The organism is Polaribacter sp. P097, from assembly GCF_036864555.1.
Taxonomy (GTDB): domain Bacteria; phylum Bacteroidota; class Bacteroidia; order Flavobacteriales; family Flavobacteriaceae; genus Polaribacter.
In genome coordinates this window covers 895,675-918,341 of record NZ_JAZETJ010000002.1, presented here as the reverse complement: position 1 = coordinate 918,341, position 22,667 = coordinate 895,675, and the positions used below count along the sequence as shown (strand labels likewise).

At 31.3% G+C, this 22,667-nt stretch carries 13 protein-coding genes; 11 read left to right on the top strand and 2 right to left on the bottom strand.

The genetic code is table 11. From position 1 onward, the window contains the following. The first annotated feature begins 9 nt into the window (after positions 1-9). Complete coding sequence (locus V7R38_RS11505; protein ID WP_334058571.1) at positions 10-1,659, top strand: alpha-amylase family glycosyl hydrolase; 1,650 nt, start codon at positions 10-12, stop codon at positions 1,657-1,659. 165 nt (positions 1,660-1,824) lie between these two features. Here the strand turns inward: V7R38_RS11505 and V7R38_RS11500 are convergent, their stop codons facing one another. Further along, positions 1,825-2,013, bottom strand: coding sequence for a hypothetical protein (locus V7R38_RS11500; RefSeq protein WP_041383244.1), 189 nt, complete (start codon positions 2,011-2,013; stop codon positions 1,825-1,827). A 182-nt stretch (positions 2,014-2,195) separates the two neighbouring features. On the opposite strand from V7R38_RS11500, the gene V7R38_RS11495 reads away from it, so the two are divergent. From V7R38_RS11495 to V7R38_RS11450, 10 genes are all read left to right on the top strand, one after another. Next, positions 2,196-4,997: a helix-turn-helix and ligand-binding sensor domain-containing protein gene (locus V7R38_RS11495; RefSeq protein ID WP_334058568.1), complete on the top strand. Its 2,802-nt coding sequence runs from the start codon at positions 2,196-2,198 to the stop codon at positions 4,995-4,997. A 220-nt stretch (positions 4,998-5,217) separates the two neighbouring features. Beyond that, on the top strand, positions 5,218-8,262 hold the full coding sequence (locus tag V7R38_RS11490; protein ID WP_334058566.1) for a SusC/RagA family TonB-linked outer membrane protein: 3,045 nt from the start codon (positions 5,218-5,220) through the stop codon (positions 8,260-8,262). An 11-nt stretch (positions 8,263-8,273) separates the two neighbouring features. Beyond that, positions 8,274-9,752 carry a RagB/SusD family nutrient uptake outer membrane protein gene (locus V7R38_RS11485; RefSeq protein WP_334058563.1) on the top strand — a complete coding sequence of 493 codons (1,479 nt, stop codon included), beginning with the start codon at positions 8,274-8,276 and terminating at the stop codon, positions 9,750-9,752. A gap of 12 nt (positions 9,753-9,764) precedes the next feature. After that, positions 9,765-11,816, top strand: a complete 2,052-nt coding sequence (locus tag V7R38_RS11480) for a PKD domain protein (RefSeq protein WP_334058561.1) — start codon at positions 9,765-9,767, stop codon at positions 11,814-11,816. Positions 11,817-11,831: 15 nt separating this feature from the next. Continuing rightward, positions 11,832-12,752 carry a glucan endo-1,3-beta-D-glucosidase gene (locus V7R38_RS11475; RefSeq protein ID WP_334058559.1) on the top strand — a complete coding sequence of 307 codons (921 nt, stop codon included), beginning with the start codon at positions 11,832-11,834 and terminating at the stop codon, positions 12,750-12,752. Between the two features lie 98 nt (positions 12,753-12,850). After that, positions 12,851-14,179, top strand: coding sequence for a glycoside hydrolase family 2 TIM barrel-domain containing protein (locus V7R38_RS11470; RefSeq protein WP_334058557.1), 1,329 nt, complete (start codon positions 12,851-12,853; stop codon positions 14,177-14,179). Positions 14,180-14,213: 34 nt separating this feature from the next. Next, positions 14,214-17,639, top strand: a complete 3,426-nt coding sequence (locus tag V7R38_RS11465) for a hypothetical protein (protein WP_334058555.1) — start codon at positions 14,214-14,216, stop codon at positions 17,637-17,639. A gap of 4 nt (positions 17,640-17,643) precedes the next feature. Next, entirely contained in the window at positions 17,644-18,936 is a 1,293-nt protein-coding gene (locus V7R38_RS11460) for a glycosyl hydrolase family 17 protein (RefSeq protein ID WP_334058554.1), read from the top strand. Between the two features lie 6 nt (positions 18,937-18,942). Next, entirely contained in the window at positions 18,943-20,439 is a 1,497-nt protein-coding gene (locus V7R38_RS11455) for a glycoside hydrolase family 30 protein (RefSeq protein WP_334058552.1), read from the top strand. An 11-nt stretch (positions 20,440-20,450) separates the two neighbouring features. Further along, positions 20,451-21,884 carry an MFS transporter gene (locus tag V7R38_RS11450; RefSeq protein WP_334058550.1) on the top strand — a complete coding sequence of 478 codons (1,434 nt, stop codon included), beginning with the start codon at positions 20,451-20,453 and terminating at the stop codon, positions 21,882-21,884. A 72-nt stretch (positions 21,885-21,956) separates the two neighbouring features. Here the strand turns inward: V7R38_RS11450 and V7R38_RS11445 are convergent, their stop codons facing one another. Next, on the bottom strand, positions 21,957-22,661 hold the full coding sequence (locus V7R38_RS11445) for a DUF4369 domain-containing protein (protein WP_015479871.1): 705 nt from the start codon (positions 22,659-22,661) through the stop codon (positions 21,957-21,959). Positions 22,662-22,667 lie beyond the last annotated feature (6 nt).

Below are 22,667 nucleotides of genomic sequence, written 5' to 3'. Positions count from 1 at the left end.
TTCCATTTTATGAAAAATTTATTAATCATTCTTTCGCTTTTCTTCATTTTTAGTTGTCAAGAAAAATCAGAATCAAAAAAGATTGCAAAATCAGATACTCAAGAGTTTGTTTGGGAAGGAGCAAACGTTTATTTCTTACTAACAGATCGTTTTAATAATGGCGATGTTTCAAATGATTTAAATTTTGACAGAACCCAAGAAACAGGTAAACTTCGTGGTTTTGAAGGTGGAGATATTAAAGGTATTACCCAAAAAATCAAAGATGGTTATTTTACAGATTTAGGTATCAATGCTATTTGGATGACACCAGTTGTTGAGCAAATTCATGGAGGTACAGATGAAGGTACAGGTATGTCTTATGGCTATCATGGGTATTGGGCTAAAGATTGGACAAATATTGATCCTAATTATGGTACTAAAGAAGATTTGAAAGAGCTAGTAGATTTAGCGCATAAAAACGGAATTAGAATTTTATTAGATGCAGTTATTAATCATACAGGTCCTGTAACAGAAAAAGATCCTGTTTGGCCCTCAAGCTGGGTTAGAACAGAGCCTCAATGTGAGTATAGTAACTACGAAAATACAATAACTTGTACCTTGGTTAAGAATTTACCAGATATTAGAACAGAGAGTAATGAAAATGTAGAATTGCCTCCTCAACTAGTAGCAAAATGGAAAGCAGAAGGTAGATACGAACAAGAAGTAAAGGAGTTGGATGCGTATTTTAAAAGAACAGGTCATCCAAAAGCACCACGTTTTTATATAATGAAATGGCTTACAGATTATATTACTGAGTTTGGTATAGATGGATATAGAGTAGACACTGTTAAGCATACAGAAGAATTTGTGTGGCAAGAATTTAAGCAAGAATGCGATTTTGCCTTTGAAGAATTTAAAAAGAACAATCCAGATAAGGTTTTAGATGATACTAACTTTTATTTAGTAGGAGAAGTTTATAATTATGCCATTTCTCATGGAAAAGCTTTTGATTTTGGCGATAAAAAAGTGAATTATTTTGATAATGCGTTTAATAGCTTAATCAATTTTGAGATTAAATGGAATGCAAAACAAATGGAAGCGAATAAAGTATTTAAAAAATACGATTCGCTGCTAAATACAAGTTTAAAAGGCTATGGCGTTTTAAATTATATGACATCTCATGATGATGGTCAGCCTTTTGATAAAGACCGTTCACAACCTTATAAAACTGCCAATATGCTGCTGTTAACACCAGGAACTTCTCAGGTGTATTATGGAGATGAATCTGCAAGAGACTTAACTATAGAAGGCACAGTTGGTGATGCTACCTTACGTTCTTTTATGAATTGGAATGATATCGATAAAAATGAAGACACCAAAAAGGTTTTAAATCATTGGCAGAAGTTAGGACAATTTAGAGCAAATCATATGGCTGTTGGTGCAGGTAGGCATCAATTAATTTCTAACGAGAATGGTTTGGTATTTTCAAGAGTAAGAAATGAAGATAAGGTTGTTATAGGTTTACATTTAACAAATAAGAATATTTCTGTTGATGTTTCAAATTTATATGAAGATGGAGATAAGATTAGCGATTTTTATTCAAATAAAGTTTTTGAAGTAAATAACGGAATGTTAGAAATTACAACAGACAACGATATTTTTCTGCTAGAAAAGAAATAATAGAAATACTAGAAAACAAAAGAGCGACTATCTAATTTTAGACAGTCGCTTTTTTAGTATATAAAAAGTAATTAGTTTTTTCTTACTCTATCAAACTCTCTTATCATAAAAAAGGCCCACAGAATAACGCAAACCCCTACAAAAAGAGAAAAGTATAACACTATATCATCTGCGCTCATTCTTAATAAGTTTTAGGTAAATTAAAACACCTAATAATGTTGGAGCCCAAAGCCCCAAAAAGATTCCATGTAATTTATCACCAGTTAAAAAAAGATACTCTGCAACTATAATTATTAGTAAGCATAACAACAGCATCAATAAGTTTGCTCTACCTATATTCTTAATAAAATTCATTCAATATATTAATCTGCTATAAAATTAAGTAATTAAATGAGATGACATAATAAATTAGAGATTAATAATATTGATACTTACATTATCAATAATTATTCTATGCAATTCTATTCCTATACATTTTTAATGATGAACTATACATTATAATAAATTCACTAAATTCGTAACCAAACAAAACTATTATGTCAAAAATTTTAAGAATTTTTATTATTTCTATATTTTTTGCTTCTTTTAATAGTTATGCTCAAGAAATTCCGCCTATAAATATTTTTACACCAGAAAATTACGGAGCAGAAAATCAGAATTGGGCAATTTCTCAAAGTGCCAATAAATATATTTATGTAGCTAACAATAAAGGTTTATTAGAGTTTAATGGAGCTTCTTGGCAGTTGTATGCTTCTCCAAATGAAACCATTATGCGTTCTGTAAAATGTCATGATAATTTGATTTATACAGGTTTGTATATGGATTTTGGTTTTTGGCAGAAAGATGAATTTGGGCAATTACAATATTCTTCTATTGTAGAAGACAACAAAATCACCATGTTAGAAGATGAGCAAATTTGGGAAATTTGTGAGTTAGATGGTTGGATGATTTTTAAATCGCTCGAAAGAATTTACCTATACAACATTGAAACTGGAGAATATAAAATAATAAATGCAACTGATAGTATTTTAAAAATTTCAAGGGTAGAAAACAGAATTTATTTTCAAGAATTAGGCAAAGGTATTTTTGTAATTGAAAATGGCCAGCCAAAATTAATTGCAGATAATATCATTCTTAAAGAAAGTAGGGTAGTAGAAATTTTAAAGAAAGAAGATGGTTTATTTTTCGTGACTCAAAAAGATGGCTTTTATTATTTAGAGAAAGATGTGCTTAAAAAATGGTCTACAAGTTCAGATGCACTGTTAACCTCTAAAACAATTTATAGTGCAAAACAATTAGAAAATGGTAATTTAATTCTGGGTACAATTTCTAGCGGAATTATTAAAATTGATAAAGCTGGTAATCTGTTGTATCATATTACTCAAGATGTTGGCTTAAGTAACAATACAGTACTATCTACTTTTGAAGATGTAGATAATAATATCTGGCTTGGTTTAGATAATGGTATAAACTCTATCAACTTAAAATCTCCTTTCAGACAGTACTTAAAAAATGAAAACTTTTGGGGTACAATTTATGCTTCCATCATTCATAAAGATTACCTGTATATTGGCACAAATCAAGGTTTGTATTCGAAAAAGAAGGACTCTAGAGATCCCTTCATGCTTGTCGAAAATACACAAGGTCAAGTATGGAGTTTACAGGAATTCAATGAAACACTATTCTGTAATCATGATTCAGGAACCTTTGTTATTAAAATTAACAAAGCTAAAATGATTGAAGGAACATTTGGTTCTTGGAGATTAAAACAAGTAGATGAAACCAAGCTCATATTAGGGAATTACGAGGGTTTATATGTTATTCAATACGATAAAGGAAATTGGCTTCTAAAGAATAAAATTCAAGGATTTTCAAATTCTAGTAGGTACTTTGAGCTGGTTGATAAGGATCGAATATTTGTTAACCATGAATACAAGGGGGTTTTTAAATTAAATGTAGATGAGAGTTTAGAGAAGATTAATAAAATAGTAAAAGATAATTCTGTAGAAAAGGGGATTCATTCTAGTTTAATAAAATATAATAATTCCATTCTTTACTCAAGTAAAAACGGAGTTTATAAATATGATAAGAAACAAGATAAATTTCTAAGAGATTCAATTTATAGCCAGTTAATACCAAAAGGTAAATTTTTATCTGCAAAATTAATTAATGATAAGGCTAACAATAAACTTTGGTCTTTTACAAAAGATGATATCAGATACCTAATTCCTGGAAAATTTAGTAATCAACCAGATTTAGAAATAATATCTGCAAAAGGTTCTTTATTTAAAGGTGCTTCTGGTTTTGAAAATTTATTAAACTTAAAAGATAAAGTTTATTTAGTAGGTACAACAGAAGGGTATTTAATCATCGATTTAAACTTGGTAAAAGAACCTTCTAAGTTCTATATAGCTATAAATAAAATTTTAAACAATGAAATAGATGCTCCACAGGAGTTAGTAACGTTGTCAGAAAATCAAACATTCAATAAAAAACAAAATAGTTTTCAGTTTTTCTACAGTGTTCCTAATTATAGTAAAAGTTCTTCAGTAAAGTATCAATACAAATTAGAGGGTTTAAATACAAAATGGAGTTCACTTTCAGATAGTAATAATTTTCTTTTCAAAAATTTAGATGCAGGTGATTATAATTTTAAGGTCAGAGCTTCAATAGATGGTAAATTGAGTGAAAATATAGCAAGCTATTCTTTCGAAGTTTTAAAGCCTTGGTATTTTTCAAATGCATTGATTTTATTTTATGTTATTCTATTTTTAATTTTTCTTTATGTGCTGCATTTATTCTCTAAAAGATACTACAAAAAGCAAAGAGAAGAGCTTATAGAAAAGGCTAGAATTGAGTTAGAACTGAAAGAATTAGAATCTTCTCAGAAAATTATTAAGCTAAACAATGATAAGTTAAGAAGTAATATAGAGAGCAAAAATAGAGAGTTGGCTACATCTACAATGAGTATTATTAAAAAGAACGAATTCTTAAATACTATTAAACAAGAACTTACTGCTAATGGAAATTCAGGAATTCCAAAGGTTATAAAATTTATAGATAAAAACCTAAACAATACAGACGATTGGAAAATGTTTCAAGAAGCGTTTAATAATGCCGATAAAAAGTTTCTGAAAAAGATAAAGGCAAAACATCCTGAGTTAACTCCAAATGATTTAAGACTGTGTGCTTACCTTAGATTAAACCTATCATCTAAAGAGATTGCACCTCTTTTAAATATATCTCCAAGAAGTGTAGAGGTGAAACGTTATCGACTTCGAAAAAAGATCAATTTGCCTCATGATGCAAACTTAACAAACTATATTCTGGAAATATAATACCTATATATAACTAAAAAGAGACACAACATTACCACAACATTTTAAATTATACTGGTTTTGAGAGTGTTAAAATTACTTTTTTAAAAATCCATTTTCTTAAGTATAGCAGCTGTTTGATGCGATGTATGTTTTTTGTTGAGGTTTATTTTACGATAATAACAAATTATTAACCCTAATTTTACAAAAAACATAATTATAAATAACTAAATTTTTGTTTATGAGTAAAAAGATAATATTGTTACTCCTTTTCTTATCACCGTTTTTGATGCAGTCGCAAACGATGAGTGTGAGAGGTGTTGTAAAAGATGCTTCGAATGGTGATGTTTTGCCAGGTGTAAGTATAAGTATTAAAGGAACCACTATAGGTACGCAAACAGATTTTGATGGTGTATATAGTCTTGCTAACGTAAAAAGCGGAGCAGTTTTAGTTTATAATTATTTAGGCTATGAGGTAAAAGAAGTTGTAGTAAATCAAGAAACAATAGATGTTTTCTTATCTCAAGCTACAGAATCTTTAGATGAGATTGTAGTAATAGGGTATGGTACTCAAAGTAAAAAAGAAGTTACTGGTGCAGTATCTGTAGTTTCTAGTGCTACTATTGAAGATTTAAATCCTACAAGAATTGAGCAAGCTTTACAAGGGCAAGTTGCAGGTGTAAATATTACACAATCTTCAGGTTCACCAGGTGCTGGTTCTAACATTCGAATTAGAGGGGTTTCTACAAATGGAGACAGTAGACCTTTAATTCTTTTAGATGGTAGGGTTATAGAAGATTTAAGTGTGGTGAATCCATCAGATATTGAATCTATAAATATTTTAAAAGATGCGTCTGCAGGTATTTACGGTGTTCGTGCTGCAAACGGAGTTATATTGGTAAAAACTAAGTCAGGAAGAAAAAATACAGATTTCCAATCTATATTAAATATTTCTGCAGGATTTCAAAATACAACAAGAGAAATCCCTCTTTTAAATGCAACAGAATATGCTTTGCTAGCTAATGAAGCTTATGCTGCAAATGGTGAAGCTTTGCCATTTGCTACTGTAAGTGGTTTGGGGCAAGGTACAGATTGGCAAAATGCTGTGTTTGAAACAGCACCAATTTATAGTATAGACTACACCTTAAATAAAGGTACAGAAAAATCTACGTATTCTTTAGGGCTTTCAGTTACCAGTCAAGATGGTATTGTAGGTGGTAGTAAAGCTAACTTCAACAGAAGAAATATTCGTTTTAATTTTGATACTGACTTAACAGATAATCTAAAATTTACTTCTTCTACTATTTACACAAATACAAATAAGAAGAATTTAATAGAAAATGCTTTAGGATCTATCTTATTTAATGCTTTAAATATGCCACCAACTACTTCTGTTAGAGATAGTAGTGGTAATTTTTCTTTGCCTCCAGCAATTGGTACAGGTATAGAAGTAGCAAACCCATTAGCGCAAATAGACAATGCGAATAATAGAACTTGGGTAAATAAAATTTCTGGTAGTTATGGTTTAAGCTATAAGTTTTTAAATTATTTCACAGCAGAAACTAGATATCAAGCAAATTATGCAGTTTCTACTGCAAATACTTATAATAAGGTAGCTAATTTTGGTAACAACAATGTATTTAATGTTGATTTAGGAACGTTTACAGATTTTAGCCAAAGCTTTTTTGATTATACTTTCGATGCTTTTATCAATTACGAAAGGGTATACAATGATGTACATAGTGTAAAAGCGATGATTGGTACTTCTGTGTTTAAAACTACTGGTAGATTCCAAACCATTTTAACAAGTAATGCAGAAGGAGATGATTTGAATAGCGTAATTATTGGAACTCCTGTTTTAAATGGAGATGGTTTAGAAATTTTTAGAAACAATAATAATGGAGATAATTTAGTGTATGATAGTAGATTATTATCATACTTTACAAGATTACAATATGCTTATGATAGCAAATACTTATTCTCTGCAGTTTTAAGAAGAGATGGTTCTACTAATTTTGGTCCGAAAAACAAATTTGGATTCTTCCCAACAGCATCTTTAGGTTGGGTAGCTTCAGAAGAAGATTTCTTACAAGATTCAGATATTATTAGTTTCTTAAAGTTGAGAGCAAGTTATGGTATTATTGGTAATGATAGAATACCAGGATTTAGATTTGTTTCTGTATTAAATGGAGAAGCAGAGTATGTTTTTGATAATCAATTAGCACAAGGTATTGCATTAGGGCCAATTGCAAATCCAGAAATTAAATGGGAGGAGCAAAAGCCTTTAGATATTGGAGTTGATTTAGAATTATTTGATAAAGTAAACATTACTATGGATTACTTTAAGAAAACAACAGAAGACTTATTAGTTTCTGCACAAACATCAGGTATTATTGGTGTTGCAGCTCCAGGTTCTTCAGTGCCTGTTGTAAATGCAGGTACAGTTGTAAACTCAGGTTTTGAATTTGCAATTGGCTATAGAGAATCAATTTCTGAAGACTTCGATTTTAACGTAAATTACAACTTTACAACATTAGATAACAATGTAACTTTTGTAGGTAATTCAACAGGAATTATAGAAGGAGGTTCATTTGGTGTAGGTCAAGATCCACCTTCAAGAATGGAGGCAGGTTTTCCAATTGGTTATTTCTACGGTTATCAAACAGATGGTTTATTCCAAACACAAGCAGATGTTAATGCACACGCAACACAAACAAATGCTGCACCTGGAGATTTAAGATTTGTAGATGTAAATGGTGATGGAGTTATTGATGCTGATGATAGAACTTATATAGGAGATCCTATTGCAGATGTAACAATGGGTTTAAACTTATCATTCAATTATAAAAATTTCGATTTTAATGCTTATGCATTCGCTTCATTAGGAAACGAAATTGTAAGGAACTACGAAAGAACACTACCATTAACTAACAGAGCCACTTATTTCTTAGATAGATGGACAGGTCCTGGAACAAGTAATACAGTACCAAGAGTTACAACAGGTGCTACTGGTAACAACTTATTCTCAGATTTCTTTGTAGAAGATGGTTCATTTTTAAGATTACAAAGTGTACAATTAGGATATAGTGTAGGAGATGCAGCTTTAGAAAAACTACAGTTCAATAAACTTAGATTCTATGTTTCTGCTAGTAACTTATTTACACTTACTAAATACAAAGGTTATGATCCAACAACATCAAATGGAGCTCCAATTGGTGGTGGTATAGATCAAGGTTTTTACCCAAGTCCAAGAACATTTTTATTCGGAATGAATGTTAACTTTTAATTAGATATAAGATGAAAACAATAAACATAAAAAAATATTTAGTCGCAATTTTATTTCTAGCAGTAACTATTTCTTGTAGTGATGATTTTGTAGATGTACAACCTACAGGAGATAATTCAGAAGATTTCTTTAATTCAGAAGAAGATTATCAAAATGCCTTAATTGGTGCTTATGATATGTTACAATCAAGCTACTTAAATGTAATGTTAGGTGAAATTGCTTCAGACAATACCTTAGCAGGTGGTGAGAGTGCTACAGACGTTTTAGGTATTCAGGAAGTAGATGATATGGTTCATACTCCACAAAACGTGCAGTTAAGAGATATCTGGAGCTGGATGTATGCAGGAGTTAACAGAGCAAACTATATCTTAGAATTTAAAGATAAAACTGATTTTGTTGGTAAGGAGCAAGTAATAGCAGAAGCTACATTTTTAAGAGCTTACTATTATTTTGAATTAGTGAAGTGGTTTGGAGATGTGCCTTTATCAGTAGATAAAAGAATCGAGTTTGGAGAGCAATTTACAATTGATAGAACTCCAAAAGCAGAAATTTATACGCAATTAGAAGCAGATTTAACTTTTGCTGCTGCAAATTTACCTTACGTGCAAACTCAAGCAGGCAGGGTAACTAAAGGAGCTGCACAAGCTTTATTAGGTAAAATCTATTTATTTCAACAAAAATACGATGAAGCTGCTACTGTTTTAGACGATTTAATTTTAAATGGTCCATATGATTTAGTAACAGATTACAATACCATTTTTGAAGAAGCTGGAGAAAACAATATAGAATCAGTATTCGAAGTTCAGTATTTTGAAGGTCAAGGAGCAGGTTTTGGCTGTTTACAGTGTTCAGAAGGTAATGTAGCAGTAGGTTTTAGCGGAATTAGAAACTACACAGGTCCAGAGTTTTCATCAGGATTTAGCTTTAACGTGCCAGTTCAAGAAGCTTATGATGCATTTGAAGCAGGAGATTTAAGAAGAGATGTTGCCATTTTAGATATTAATGCTTGGGCAGCTTCTACAGGAGCTACTTTTGGTGAAGGATATGAGCATACAGGATATTTTAATAGAAAGTATTTACCAAGAACTAGAAGTTCTAACGCTCAAGGAGATAGAAACTTAACAAATCCAAACAACTATAGAGCAATTCGTTTTGCAGATGTATTGTTAATGGCAGCAGAAGCTTTTAATAGAAGCTCTACTCCAGATGATACTAAAGCGCAAGCTTACTTAAACAGAGTAAGAGAAAGAGCTTTTGGAAACGCTACTAGAAATATTGTTGCAACAGGAGATAACCTGTACAATAATATTTTAGAGGAAAGAAGAACTGAATTAGTGGGTGAAGGTCATAGATTTTTTGATTTGGTAAGAACAGGTAGAGCTGCACAATCAATAAACGGATTCGTAACTGGCAAGCATGAAGTTTTTCCAATACCAGCAATTGAAATTCAATTGGCAGGAGATCGTTGGTCACAAAATCCTAATTATTAAAAAATTACAAGAATGAAAAAAATGAAAAATATTTATAAATTCTTCTTTCTATTATTGGTGGTTGTTGCCTGTGAAGAAGATTTAAGAGACACGTCTTTTGCAGATAATATGGCTCCTCCAACAGAGGTTACTGCTAGTTATGCAATTACACAAGACAATACAGGTTCTGTAACAATTACTCCAACAGCACAAGGAGCTGTTAGTTTCGAGGTTTTCTTTGGTGATAATTCAGATTCAGCCACATTAAGTCAAGGAGAAAGTGTAGAACACATTTATGCAGAAGGTACATATCAAGTAGTTATAGCAGCTTCTAACTTAGCAGGAGATGTGGTAGAAACAGTTCAACAATTAGTAGTTTCATTTCAAGCACCTCAAAATTTAGTGGTGGTTTTAGAAAATGATGTTGCAGTTTCTAAACAAGTTAATATTACAGCTACTGCAGATTTTGCTGCGATGTTCGAATTTAATTCTGGTGAAACAGGTGTTTCTCAACCAGTAGTTACAGGTAACATAGGCGAGACTATTTCTTACGTTTATGCTGCTCCAGGAACATATTCTGTTGTAGTTACAGCAAAAGGTGGTGCAATTGCAACTACAGATTTTGCAGTAGATTTCGAAGTAACAGAAATTCTTGCACCAACAGAAGCAGCACCTGTTGCTCCTGCAAGAAATGATTCAGATGTTGTATCTATTTTTAGTGATGTTTATACAGATGTAACTTTAAATGAGTTACCAACAACTTGGTCTGCAGGTAATTTTGAGGCAATTTCTATTGCTTCAGATAATGTTTGGAAACTTACAGCCTTAGACTTTTTAGGAATAGTTACAAACTACGATAATGGAATTGATCTTTCTGGAATGGAAATGATGCACATTGATTATTGGGTTCCAGAAGGAACTACTAATGAATTGTTCGTAAAGATTGTAAATACAGTTGATGGAGGTGAAGATATTGAGTCTTTAGGAACTACAGTTGGTGGATCTTGGCAAAGTGTAGATATTGACATGACTGGTTTTGATGGTGGTAACCTTGCTAACAAAGAAAAAATTACACAAATCTTAATTGATTCAGATGGAATTTCTGGTAATGTTTATGTAGATAACTTTTATTTCTACAAAGCACCTTCTAGCATTGTAACTTCATCTGTACAAGATTTTGAAGGTAATGCACCAACATTTACAGTATTTGGTAATATTGCAGCAACAGAAGTTATTGCAAATCCAGATGCTTCAGGTATTAATACATCTGCAAATGTAGCTAAGCTTACAAAAACTTCTGGTTCAGAAATTTGGGCAGGTACTTTCTTTGAAACAACTACACCTTTAGATTTTAATAATTACAGTAAAATAAGTGTAAAAACATGGTCTCCAAAAACAGGAGCTCAAGTTAAATTAAAACTAGAAAATGCAGATGCATCTATTACTCACGAAGTAGATATGAATACTACAGTTTCTAATACTTGGGAAGAGTTATTATATGACTTTAGTGCTGCACCAGCTGCAGATTATGTAAGAGTAGTAATATTCTTCGATTTTGGAAATGCAGGTGATGACTCTGTGTATTATTATGATGATATTAATTTAGTAGACGATTCTGGTGTTTCTGCAGGGTTAACTTTTCAAGACTTTGAAGGTACTGCACCAACATTTACAGTATTTGGTAATATTGCAGCAACAGAGGTTATTGCAAACCCAGATGCTTCAGGTGTTAATACAACAGCAAATGTAGCTAAGCTTACAAAAACTTCTGGTTCAGAAATTTGGGCAGGTACTTTCTTTGAAGTTGGTTCAGCTTTAGATTTAGATAACTATTCTTCTATAAGCGTAAAAACTTGGTCTCCAAAAGCAGGTGCTCAAGTAAAACTTAAGTTAGAAAATGCAGATGCATCTATTACCCATGAAGTTGATTTAAACACTACTGTGGCTAGTTCTTGGGAAGAGCTAACTTACGATTTTAGTGGAGCTCCAGCAGGTGATTATGTAAGAGTAGTTATTTTCTTCGATTTTGGAAATGCAGGAGATGATTCTGTTTACTATTATGATGAATTACAATTAAAGAATTAATTAAATAATTTAATTATGAAAAACATAAAAAATATATTCTTAAAAACATTTTTACTTTCTATGATTGTAACTTTCATAGGATGTCAAGAAGATGAATATTCTTTTGGTGAGATTATAGCACCAACTAATATTCAGATTACTGCAGAAATTGTTGGTGCAGATGCTGCTAATCCTAATGGAGATGGAAGTGGTGTAGTAAACTTTTCAGCATCAGCAGACAATGCAGTTTCTTATAAATATTCTTATGATGGTGTAGAAGTAGTTGCATTATCAGGTGAAACTTCAATAAGCTTTAGTGAGTTAGGTTTAAATACTTATACAGTTACTGTTGTTGCAACAGGTACTGCAGGTATTGCAACTTCAAAATCTATAGATGTAGAAGTTTTATCAACTTATGCACCACCTGTAGAATTAAAAACTAAATTATTTGGTTTTGACCCTGCAGATCCAACTGCGGTTACTTCTAGAACTTGGAAAGTTCATGCTGCTAAAGCTAAACATTTTGGTTTAGGTCCTGTAGCAGGTAGTACTATTGCAGAATGGTATGGAGCAGGTCCAGATGAAAAAACAGGTGTTGGTATGTATGATGATAGAATTACGTTTTCTTCAGATGGTACTTTTTCTTACGTAACAAACGGAACTATTTTTGGTAGAGATCCTTACATCGTAAATGATTTAGGCCCAAATATTTCAGGTACTCCAAATGGTGCAGATATTGAAAACTATGCATTTTTAGATTATACAGAAACGTATGCATTAACAGCTCCTGGAGGTGTAGAAACTATTAGCATTTCTGGAAACGGATTTATAGGTTATTACACTGGTGGTAGTCATAATTACGAAATTTTTGATAGAGGAACTCCAAATGAATTGGTTTTAAGAACAACTGATGGAAATGCAGAGTTCGATTGGTGGTTCATTATCACTTTAGAATAATATTTTGAATTAATTAATTGAAAGTTCGAAACCAGTAAAAGAATTTTTTTGCTGGTTTCATTTTTTAAAACTTTAATGAATAACAATTATTTATTTTCGTGAAGACATCAACTAAGTATTTATTAATCTTTCTTATTTGTCTGTTTGCGTATCAAACTAATGCACAAAAGCAAACAGAGGTTTCAATTGTTTCTAATGATATAGGAATGAAATTAAAAGTGAATGGAAAAGATTTTATGATTAATGGTATGAACTGGGATTATATTCCTATTGGTACTAATTATTCATTTAGCTTATGGAATCAATCAGACGATTTTATAAAAAAAGCCTTAGAAAGTGAAATGTCTTTATTACAGGATATGGGGGTAAATGCAATTCGTGTTTACACAGGAATTCAGCCTAAATGGATTTCTTATATCTATAAAACATATGGTATTTATACAATGCTAAACCATTCTTTTGGTAGGTATGGAGTAACTATAAACGAAGTTTATAAACCAGTTACAGACTACAGAGATAAAGCTACTAAAGAATTACTGTTGCAAGAAGTATCTAGCCTTGCAAACGAATATAAAAATACAGAAGGCTTATTACTTTATCTTTTAGGTAATGAAAATAATTACGGATTATTTTGGGCAGGTGCAGAAACAGAAGACTTTCCTGATGATGCAGAAATGAAAAAAGTGATGGGTGAAAAACGAGGTAGACCTATGTACAAACTTTTCAATGAAGCTGCATTGTTAATGAAACAAATAGATAAAAATCATCCAGTAGCCATGTGCAATGGAGATCTTTTATTTGTGGATATTATAGCAGATGAGTGCCCAGATGTAGATATCTATGGTACAAATATGTACAGAGGAAAATCGTTTGGAGATGCTTTTGAAGAAGTGAAAAATAAATTGAACAAGCCAATTCTGTTTACAGAATTTGGTGTAGATGCTTTTAATGCACTTGAGAAAAAAGAAGATCAACAAATGCAATCTTTTTATGTTTTAGAAAACTGGAAAGAAATTTATGCAAATGCTTATGGTTTAGGAAAATCGGGAAATTCTATTGGAGGGTTCACTTTTCAATTTAGTGATGGTTGGTGGAAACTTGGTCAAACTATCAATTTAGATAAGCATGATGAAGAAGCAAATTGGACAAATAATGGCTATACATTAGATACTAAAAATAATAGTCCAAATATGAATGAGGAATGGTTTGGAATTGCTGCCAAAGGTTCTTCTAATGAGGAAGGTTTGTATCAATTATACCCAAGAGCAGCCTACTATGTATTGCAGCAAGCACATCAAATTAATCCTTTTAGTAAAGGAATATCAGTAAAAAAAATAGAGCGTAAGATTTGTAAAATAAATCAAAAGAAAGCGCTTAAAAAAGGCTTAGCGAATAAAAAGCTTTTAGAAATTACACAAAAACAATAAACAACCAATATAAAAATATATTTATACTAATTATATGAATACAGATTTAAACCCTCAAGTTAAAGGTGAATTAGTAACCTTAGCCAACGAATCTTATTACAAAATTTCTAATAGTCACACAATGCGTCCTTTTTTTATGACGATTGTTTCAGACTCAAATCATTGGATGTTTATTTCAAGTAATGGTGGTCTTACTGCTGGTAGAAAAAATGCAGAATATGCACTTTTTCCTTATTATACAGATGATAAGATTACAGATTTAGCAGAAACTACAGGTTGTAAAAGTATATTTCATATTACTAAAAATGGTAAGAAAAACTTGTGGGAACCATTTTCTGAGAGACAAGCAGGAATCTACAATATCAAAAGAAATATTTACAAAAACATTTACGGTAACAAAGTTATTTTTGAAGAAATAAACGAGGATTTAGAAGTTTCATTCAAATATGAATGGAACTCAAGTGATGAATTTGGTTTTGTAAGAAAAGCAACTTTTGCAAATAATTCTTCAGATAATTTAGAAGTTTCTTTATTAGATGGTGTACAAGATGTTATACCTTATGGAGTAGGTTCAGATATTCAAGGTATTCGTAGTAATTTAGTCGATGCTTATAAAAAATGCGAACTAGAAAAAGATTCTGGTTTAGGTATTTTTAGTTTAAGTGCTATAATTGTAGATAAAGCAGAACCTAGTGAAGCCTTAAAAGCAAATTTAATTTGGTCTTTAGGGTTAGAGAATCCGAAACACTTATTGTGTTCATTACAATTAAACAATTTTAGAAGAGGTATTGACCTTAAAGAAGAGATAGATGTTAAGGCAGAAAAAGGTGCTTACTTATTAAATAGTTCAATTTCTGTTACTGGAAACTCAGAAAAATCTTGGTTATTGGTTGCAAACGTAAACCAAACTGTTTCTGATGTTGTTCGGATTTCTGAGCTGATTAAAAGTGATAAAGATGTAACTGATATCTTACAGCAAAGCATTAATTCAGGTACAGAAAATTTGATAAAATTAGCTGCAGCTTCAGACGGATTGCAACTATCTAATGATGCTCTTGTGAATACAAGACATTTTTCGAATACGCTTTTCAATATAATGAGAGGTGGGATTTTTGATGACAATTATACCATCGAAAAAGATGATTTTGTAACCTATCTAACAAAAGCAAACAAGCCATTAAGTGAACTTAAAGCTGATTTATTAGCCAATTTACCTGAAACTTTTTCATTACAACATATTAAAGAATTAGCAGATAATGATGCTAACAAAGATTTTAAAAGACTTTGTTTAGAATACTTACCATTAAAATTTAGTAGAAGACATGGTGACCCAAGTAGACCTTGGAACAGGTTTTCAATCAACACCAAAAGTGAAATAGATGGTTCTAAGGTTTTAGACTATGAAGGTAACTGGAGAGATATTTTCCAAAACTGGGAAGCATTAGCACATTCTTACCCTCAGTTTATTGAGAGTATGATTCATAAGTTTTTAAACGCAACTACTTTTGAGGGGTACAATCCTTACAGAGTTACTAAAGATGGTTTTGATTGGGAGGTAATTGAAGAGAATGATCCTTGGTCTTACATAGGTTATTGGGGAGATCACCAAATTATCTATCTATTAAAATTCTTAGAATTTATAGAAAAACATTATCCATCTAAATTAGCATCACTATTTAACGATGATATATTTGTTTATGCTAACGTTCCATATAAAATAAAATCGTTTAGCGATATTTTAAAGAATCCAAAAGATACTATTGATTTTGATCATAGATTAAACGAAAAAATAGAAGAAAGAAGAGCAGAAATAGGTGCAGATGGTTCTCTTTTAAGAGATAAAAATAATCAGCCTTATAAAGTGAATCTAATAGAAAAACTATTAGTAACAATATTAGCAAAGGTTTCAAACTTTATACCTGAAGGAGGTATTTGGTTAAACACACAAAGACCAGAATGGAATGATGCCAATAATGCTTTAGTAGGTAATGGTGTATCTATGGTAACTTTATTCTACTTAAGAAGGTTCATCAATTTCTTTGAGGGTGTTTTAAGTGATGCCACATCTAATGAAGTTCAAATTTCTGAAGAAGTTGCAACCTTATTTAACGAAGTGGTTTCTACACTAATTAATAATCAGAGCATATTAGATTCAAGTGTTTCTGATATGGATAGAAAAAGAGTTTTAGATGGCTTAGGAAATCCTGCTAGTGATTATCGCTTAAAAGTGTATAAAGACGGTTTTTCTACAGAAAAAACAACGCTATCTAAAAATGATTTAGCACATTTCTTAAAAATAACAAATGAGTACTTAGAGCATAGCATTAGAGCGAATAAGAGGAGCGATAATATGTATCATGCTTATAATTTAATGACGTTAGAAAATGATAAAGAGGTTTCTATATCTTATTTATCTGAAATGTTAGAAGGGCAAGTTTCTGTATTGAGTTCTGGTTATTTATCTCCAAAACAAGCGCTAGATTTATTAGATGGTTTAAAGGCATCTGCTTTGTTTAGAGATGATCAATACAGTTATATTTTATATCCAAATAAAGAGTTACCAAGATTTACAAAAAAGAATAACATACCAAATAACAAAGTGGATAACTCTGAGTTATTGCAAACTTTGGTTAATGATAATAATAAAGAAGTTATAGAAAAAGATGCTTTAGGTAATTATCATTTTAATGGTAATTTCAATAATGCAGATAGTTTAAAAGAAGCTTTTAAAAATTTACCAGAGTCATATCAAGAATTGGTGGTTAAAGAGCAAGATTATGTTTTAGGCGTTTTTGAAGAAATTTTCGATCACAAAAGTTTTACAGGTAGATCAGGAACCTTCTTTGGCTACGAAGGTTTAGGCTCAATTTATTGGCACATGGTTTCTAAATTGCTTTTAGCTGTTCAAGAAAACTGTTTACTAGCTATTAATTCTAATGAAGATGAAAAAGTAATTGGAAGATTGTTAGATCATTATTATGAAATAAATGCAGGGATTGGTGTTCATAAATCTCCAGATTTATATGGTGCTTTTCCTACAGATGCTTATTCACATACTCCAGCAAATAAAGGAGCTCAACAACCAGGAATGACAGGTCAAGTAAAAGAAGATTTGTTAAGTAGATTTGGTGAATTGGGTGTTTTTGTGAACGATGGTAAAATTGTATTTAAACCAAGATTATTAAAAGAATCTGAGTTTTTAACAGAAGCAAAAACGTTTAATTATATTTCAGTAGCAAATACAGAAGAAGCTATAGAGGTAAGGAAAAATCAATTGTGTTTTACTTACTGTCAAGTACCAATTTTGTATACAATTTCGGAAGAAGAAAAAATTGAAATCACTTTTGTTTCTGGAGATAAAAAAGTCTTTAATGCTTTAGCTTTAGATGAGGCTACAAGTAATGAATTGTTTAATAGAACAAATAAAGTACAACAAATAGAAGTATTTATTACAAAATAATTGAATGAAGAATAGCTTATTTACATATGTTTTTTGTGGTCTTATTTTGATATTATCTTCTTGTAAAAACGAAGTAAGATCGAAAGAGAGTTCAGGTTTACAACAAAAAAAAGAAGTAAACCTTAAAGCTAAAGATATTTTGGGTAACCCTAAATATTTAGCAATTTCTTATGGGGGCTATAGAGCTAAATCAAGAACAATTCAACCAACAATTACACAATTAAAAGAAGATTTGAAATTGTTGCATGCAATGGGTATTCGAATAATAAGAACCTACAATTTACAAACTCAATACCCTCATGCATCTATTGTATTAGAAGCTATTCATCAACTAAAAAAAGAGGATGATTCGTTTGAAATGTATGTAATGTTGGGTGCTTGGATAGATTGCTTAAATGCTTGGACAGACAAAGCTCCAAATCACAATGAAGAAAGTCCGCAAAACGAAGGTGAAATAGAAAGAGCTGTAGTTTTGGCAAATAAATATCCAGACATTGTTAAAATTATAGCAGTAGGTAATGAAGCTATGGTTAATTGGGCTGCAAGCTATTATGTGCAACCAAAAGTAATTTTAAAGTGGGTAAATCATTTGCAACAATTAAAGAAAGATGGTAAACTTTCTAAAGATTTATGGATTACTTCTTCTGATGATTTTTCTTCTTGGGGTGGTGGTCCTGATAGCTACAGAACTGAAGACTTAAGGCAATTAATTAGAGCTGTAGACTATGTTTCTATGCATACCTATCCTTATCATAACACCCATTATAATTCAGATTTTTGGACTACTCCAGAAGCCGATAAAAAATTATCTAAACAAGAAATTGTAGATAAAGCCATGGTTCGTGCTTTAAATTTTGCAAAAAATCAATACCAAAATGTGTCTGAATACGTAAAATCAATCGATTCTACAAAGACAATTCATATAGGAGAATCTGGCTGGGCAACAGTTTCTAATGGCCATTATGGATTTAATGGTTCTAGAGCTACAGATGAATACAAGCAAGGTTTGTATTATAAAAGTATGCGTGATTGGACCAATAAAAACCAAATATCATGTTTTTATTTCGAAGCTTTTGACGAACAATGGAAAGATGCTAAAAATGAAAATGGTTCAGAAAATCATTTTGGGTTATTCACCTTAAAAGGGGAGGCAAAATATCCAATTTGGGATTTAGTAGATGAAGGAATCTTTGCCAATTTAAAAAGAGATGGTCATCCTATTAAAAAAACGTTTAATGGCAATATAGATATGCTTTTGTCAACTGTGAATTTACCGAACACAGATTATAAAAAATAGTAGAATATGAAATTTAGTAAAAATGTTTGCCTCTTGTTATTTGCTATAAGTCTATTAGGCTGCAATAATGACTCTAAGGTGTTAGATGTTCAAGTTTTTGAAACATCAGTAGCTGGAAATAATTTAGTAGCATTAGAAACTTTATCAGACAATACTTCAGATAATCGATTTCAGGTGACCCTGAAACCAAATCAAACTAAACAAACTATTACAGGTTTTGGTGGTTCTTTTACAGAAGCGTCAGCTTATCTCTTGAATAGCTTAAGCAAAAAGAATAGAGATTCTATTATTGAAGCTTATTTTGGTGAATCAGGAGCAAAGTATTCTTTGACAAGAACTCATATGAATTCGTCTGATTTTTCATTATCTAACTATTCTTATGCTCCAGTAGAAAATGATATGGAGTTAGAGCATTTTAGCATTCAGGAAGATTTAGATGATATAATTCCGATGATTAAAGATGCCATGAAAGTATCTAAAGACGGATTCAAGATTTTATCTTCTCCTTGGACAGCATCACCTTGGATGAAGAACAATAAGGAATATGTAGGAGGTAAATTATTACCAGAATATCATGACACTTGGGCTTTATTCTTTTCAAAATATGTATCAGCTTATAAAGAAGTAGGAATTGATATTTGGGGGTTTACTGTTGAAAATGAGCCTTTAGGGAATGGTAATAACTGGGAAAGTATGCACTACACTCCAGATGAAATGACCAATTTTGTGCAAAATCATTTAGGACCACAATTAAGAAAAGATTATCCTGAGGTAAAAATTTTGGGATATGATCAAAATAGAGAACATTTAAAAGAGTGGGTAGACTCACAGTACAAAAACGAAGAAACCTCTTCTTATTTTGATGGTACAGCTATTCACTGGTATGCAAGTACCTATCATTATTATCCAGATGAGTTACAGTATGCTCATCAAAAAGCACCAAATAAATACTTAATTCAATCAGAAGCCTGTGTAGATTCTGAAATTCCAAAATGGAAAGATGATGCTTGGTATTGGTCTAAAGAAGCTACAGATTGGGGTTGGGATTGGGCTCCTGAAAAAGACAAACCAATGCATCCTAAATACGCGCCAGTTAACAGATATGCAAGAGATATTATTGGTTGTTTAAATAACTATGTTGATGGTTGGATAGATTGGAACATGGTTCTAAACAAACAAGGAGGTCCAAACTGGTTTAAGAATTGGTGTGTTGCACCAATTATTGTTGATGAAAATGCTGATGAAATTTATTTTACACCTTTATATTATGTAATGACTCACTTTTCAAGATATATAAGGCCAGAAGCGAAAATTTTTGAGGTAACTCATTCAGATAAAGATTTAATGATTACTGCTGCTAAAAATACAGATGGTTCTATTGCAGTTGTTGTTTTTAATGAAAAACAAAAAGATAAAAAGATAAGTTTAATGCTAAATAATAAAAGTATTAACATAGATATAAAAGGGCAATCGTTGCAAACAATTGTTATTTCACAATCATAAAAAAAATAAGTATGTCTAATCAAACAGCACAAATAAGAAGCAAGAAAGTTCCAATGGGTCAAAAGATTGCATTTGGGGTGGGTATGTTTGCCAACCAAATGTTTCCTGCAATTCTAGGTATTTTTATGGTAATTCTGGTAGAAGATTTGAAGTTTACTGGTTTAATGTGGGCTATGATTTATTTATTCCCAAGATTATTCGATGCTATTACAGATCCAATAATGGGTTTTATTTCCGATAATACAAAATCAAAATGGGGTAGAAGAAGGCAGTATGTTTTAATTGGAGGTATTATTATGGGAGTTGCCTATATTTTTATGTGGCAATTGTTTAAAGAAAACTCACTGCAATATAACTTTTGGTACTTTTTTCTTTGGTCTGTAGTATTCTATTTAGGGCTTACTTTTTTTAGTGTGCCTTATGTAGCTATGGGTTATGAAATGAGTGATGATTTTCATGAAAGAACAAGTATAATGGCTATTGCTCAATGGATTGGTCAATGGGCTTGGGTAATTGCACCTTGGTTTTGGGTATTTATGTATGACCCTGATTGGTTTCCTTCTGCAGAAGTTGCTGTAAGAGAACTAGCAGTTTGGGTGGCTATACCTTGTGCTCTTTGCGCAATTGTACCTGCTGTTTTTATAAAAAGTGAATCTACTCTAGACAAAGATTACGAACCATTAAACTTTTCGAATATTGGTGGTAGTTTAAAGAAAATATTACAAAGCTTTGTAGAGGCATTTAAAATTAAAGAATTTAGAAAACTGTGTGGAGCTACCTTTTTCATTTATAATGCATTTATGGCAGTTTCATCACTTACATTTTTTGTAATTGTTTACAAATTATTTAATGGTAATGCAGGCGATTCTGGTATTTGGGTTTCATTGTTTGGTTGTCTTGGAGCTTTAGGAACTACCTTCTTAGTGATTCCTATAATTACGAAGATGTCTAAAATGTTTGGCAAGAAAAAAGCTTTTTTAATTGCACAAGGAATTTCAATATTTGGTTATGTACTTCTTTACTTTTTATTTGTGCCAGGTAAACCTTGGTTATATATTGTTGCATTGCCCTTTTTCTCTTTTGGAATTGGTAGTTTATTTACAATAATGATGTCTATGACTGCAGACATTATAGATGTAGATGAATTAAACACAGGCTTAAGAAGAGAAGGTATCTTTGGAGCAATTTATTGGTGGATGGTAAAAGTAGGATTTGCAATTGCAGGTGCTTTTAGTGGCTTAATTATTTGGATTGTAGGCTTTAATTCAGAATTACCTACCACAGATCAAGTAGGAGCAGTTGATGGCTTACATGCTTTCTTTTGTGTGCTTCCAGTGTTAGGAACATTAGTTGCTATGTATATTATGAAAGATTATGATATAGATGAAGAAAAGGCAAACGAAATTAGAGCCCAGTTAGAAGCTAGAAAGGCCAAGCTAGATTAAATTGCAAAATTATATAAAACAAAAAAAACGAGCTAATTGCTCGTTTTTTTTGCTTTGAAATATCTTAAAATTCTATTGTGCTTCGTTTTTCTTGATGTTATCTAAATACTCTTGAAAACGCTTACCATATTCAGATTCTTTAATTCTTGGAGTAAGTGATGCATTTACAGTATCTAACATTTTTAAGCTAGCATCATACATTTCTGTTAATGCTAAATAAGGAGCTACTTCATAATCGGCATTTGTAATAGCAAAGTTTGTGGTGTACAAAACTCTTCTTTTTACCAATCTGTTGTAGTCATTCTCTAACTTCTCAATCAATTCTTGATCATTGGCTCTTTTGGCATCAAAATCCTTTTTAATAAATTCCAAACGCTCTGTTTGAAATCTACTTCTAACTTTATTAAATTGATCCAAAACCTCTTGATTTTTAGAACCTGTAATTTCTGGGTATAACCCAAATTCATCAACATTATCGTTAATAGTTATAGTGCCTTGTTCACCAAAAAATAAAATTCTTTTGTCAGTAGTATTACCATCAAAAGTTAAATAATATAATACAGGTGAATTTACATCATCTGTTAATCTAAAGGTATCAGAACCATTTAAAGCTACAGAATCTACAGAAACTAAAACTGTATCCTGCATTTTCTGTAAATAAAGTTTCCCCTTTTTTAAACCTTTTATTTGACCTTGAACAATCATGTTGCCATCTTTTTTAGATGAACAAGAATATAGTACGATTGCTAGTACTAAAACAGCTAAAACTCTTTTCATTTATCT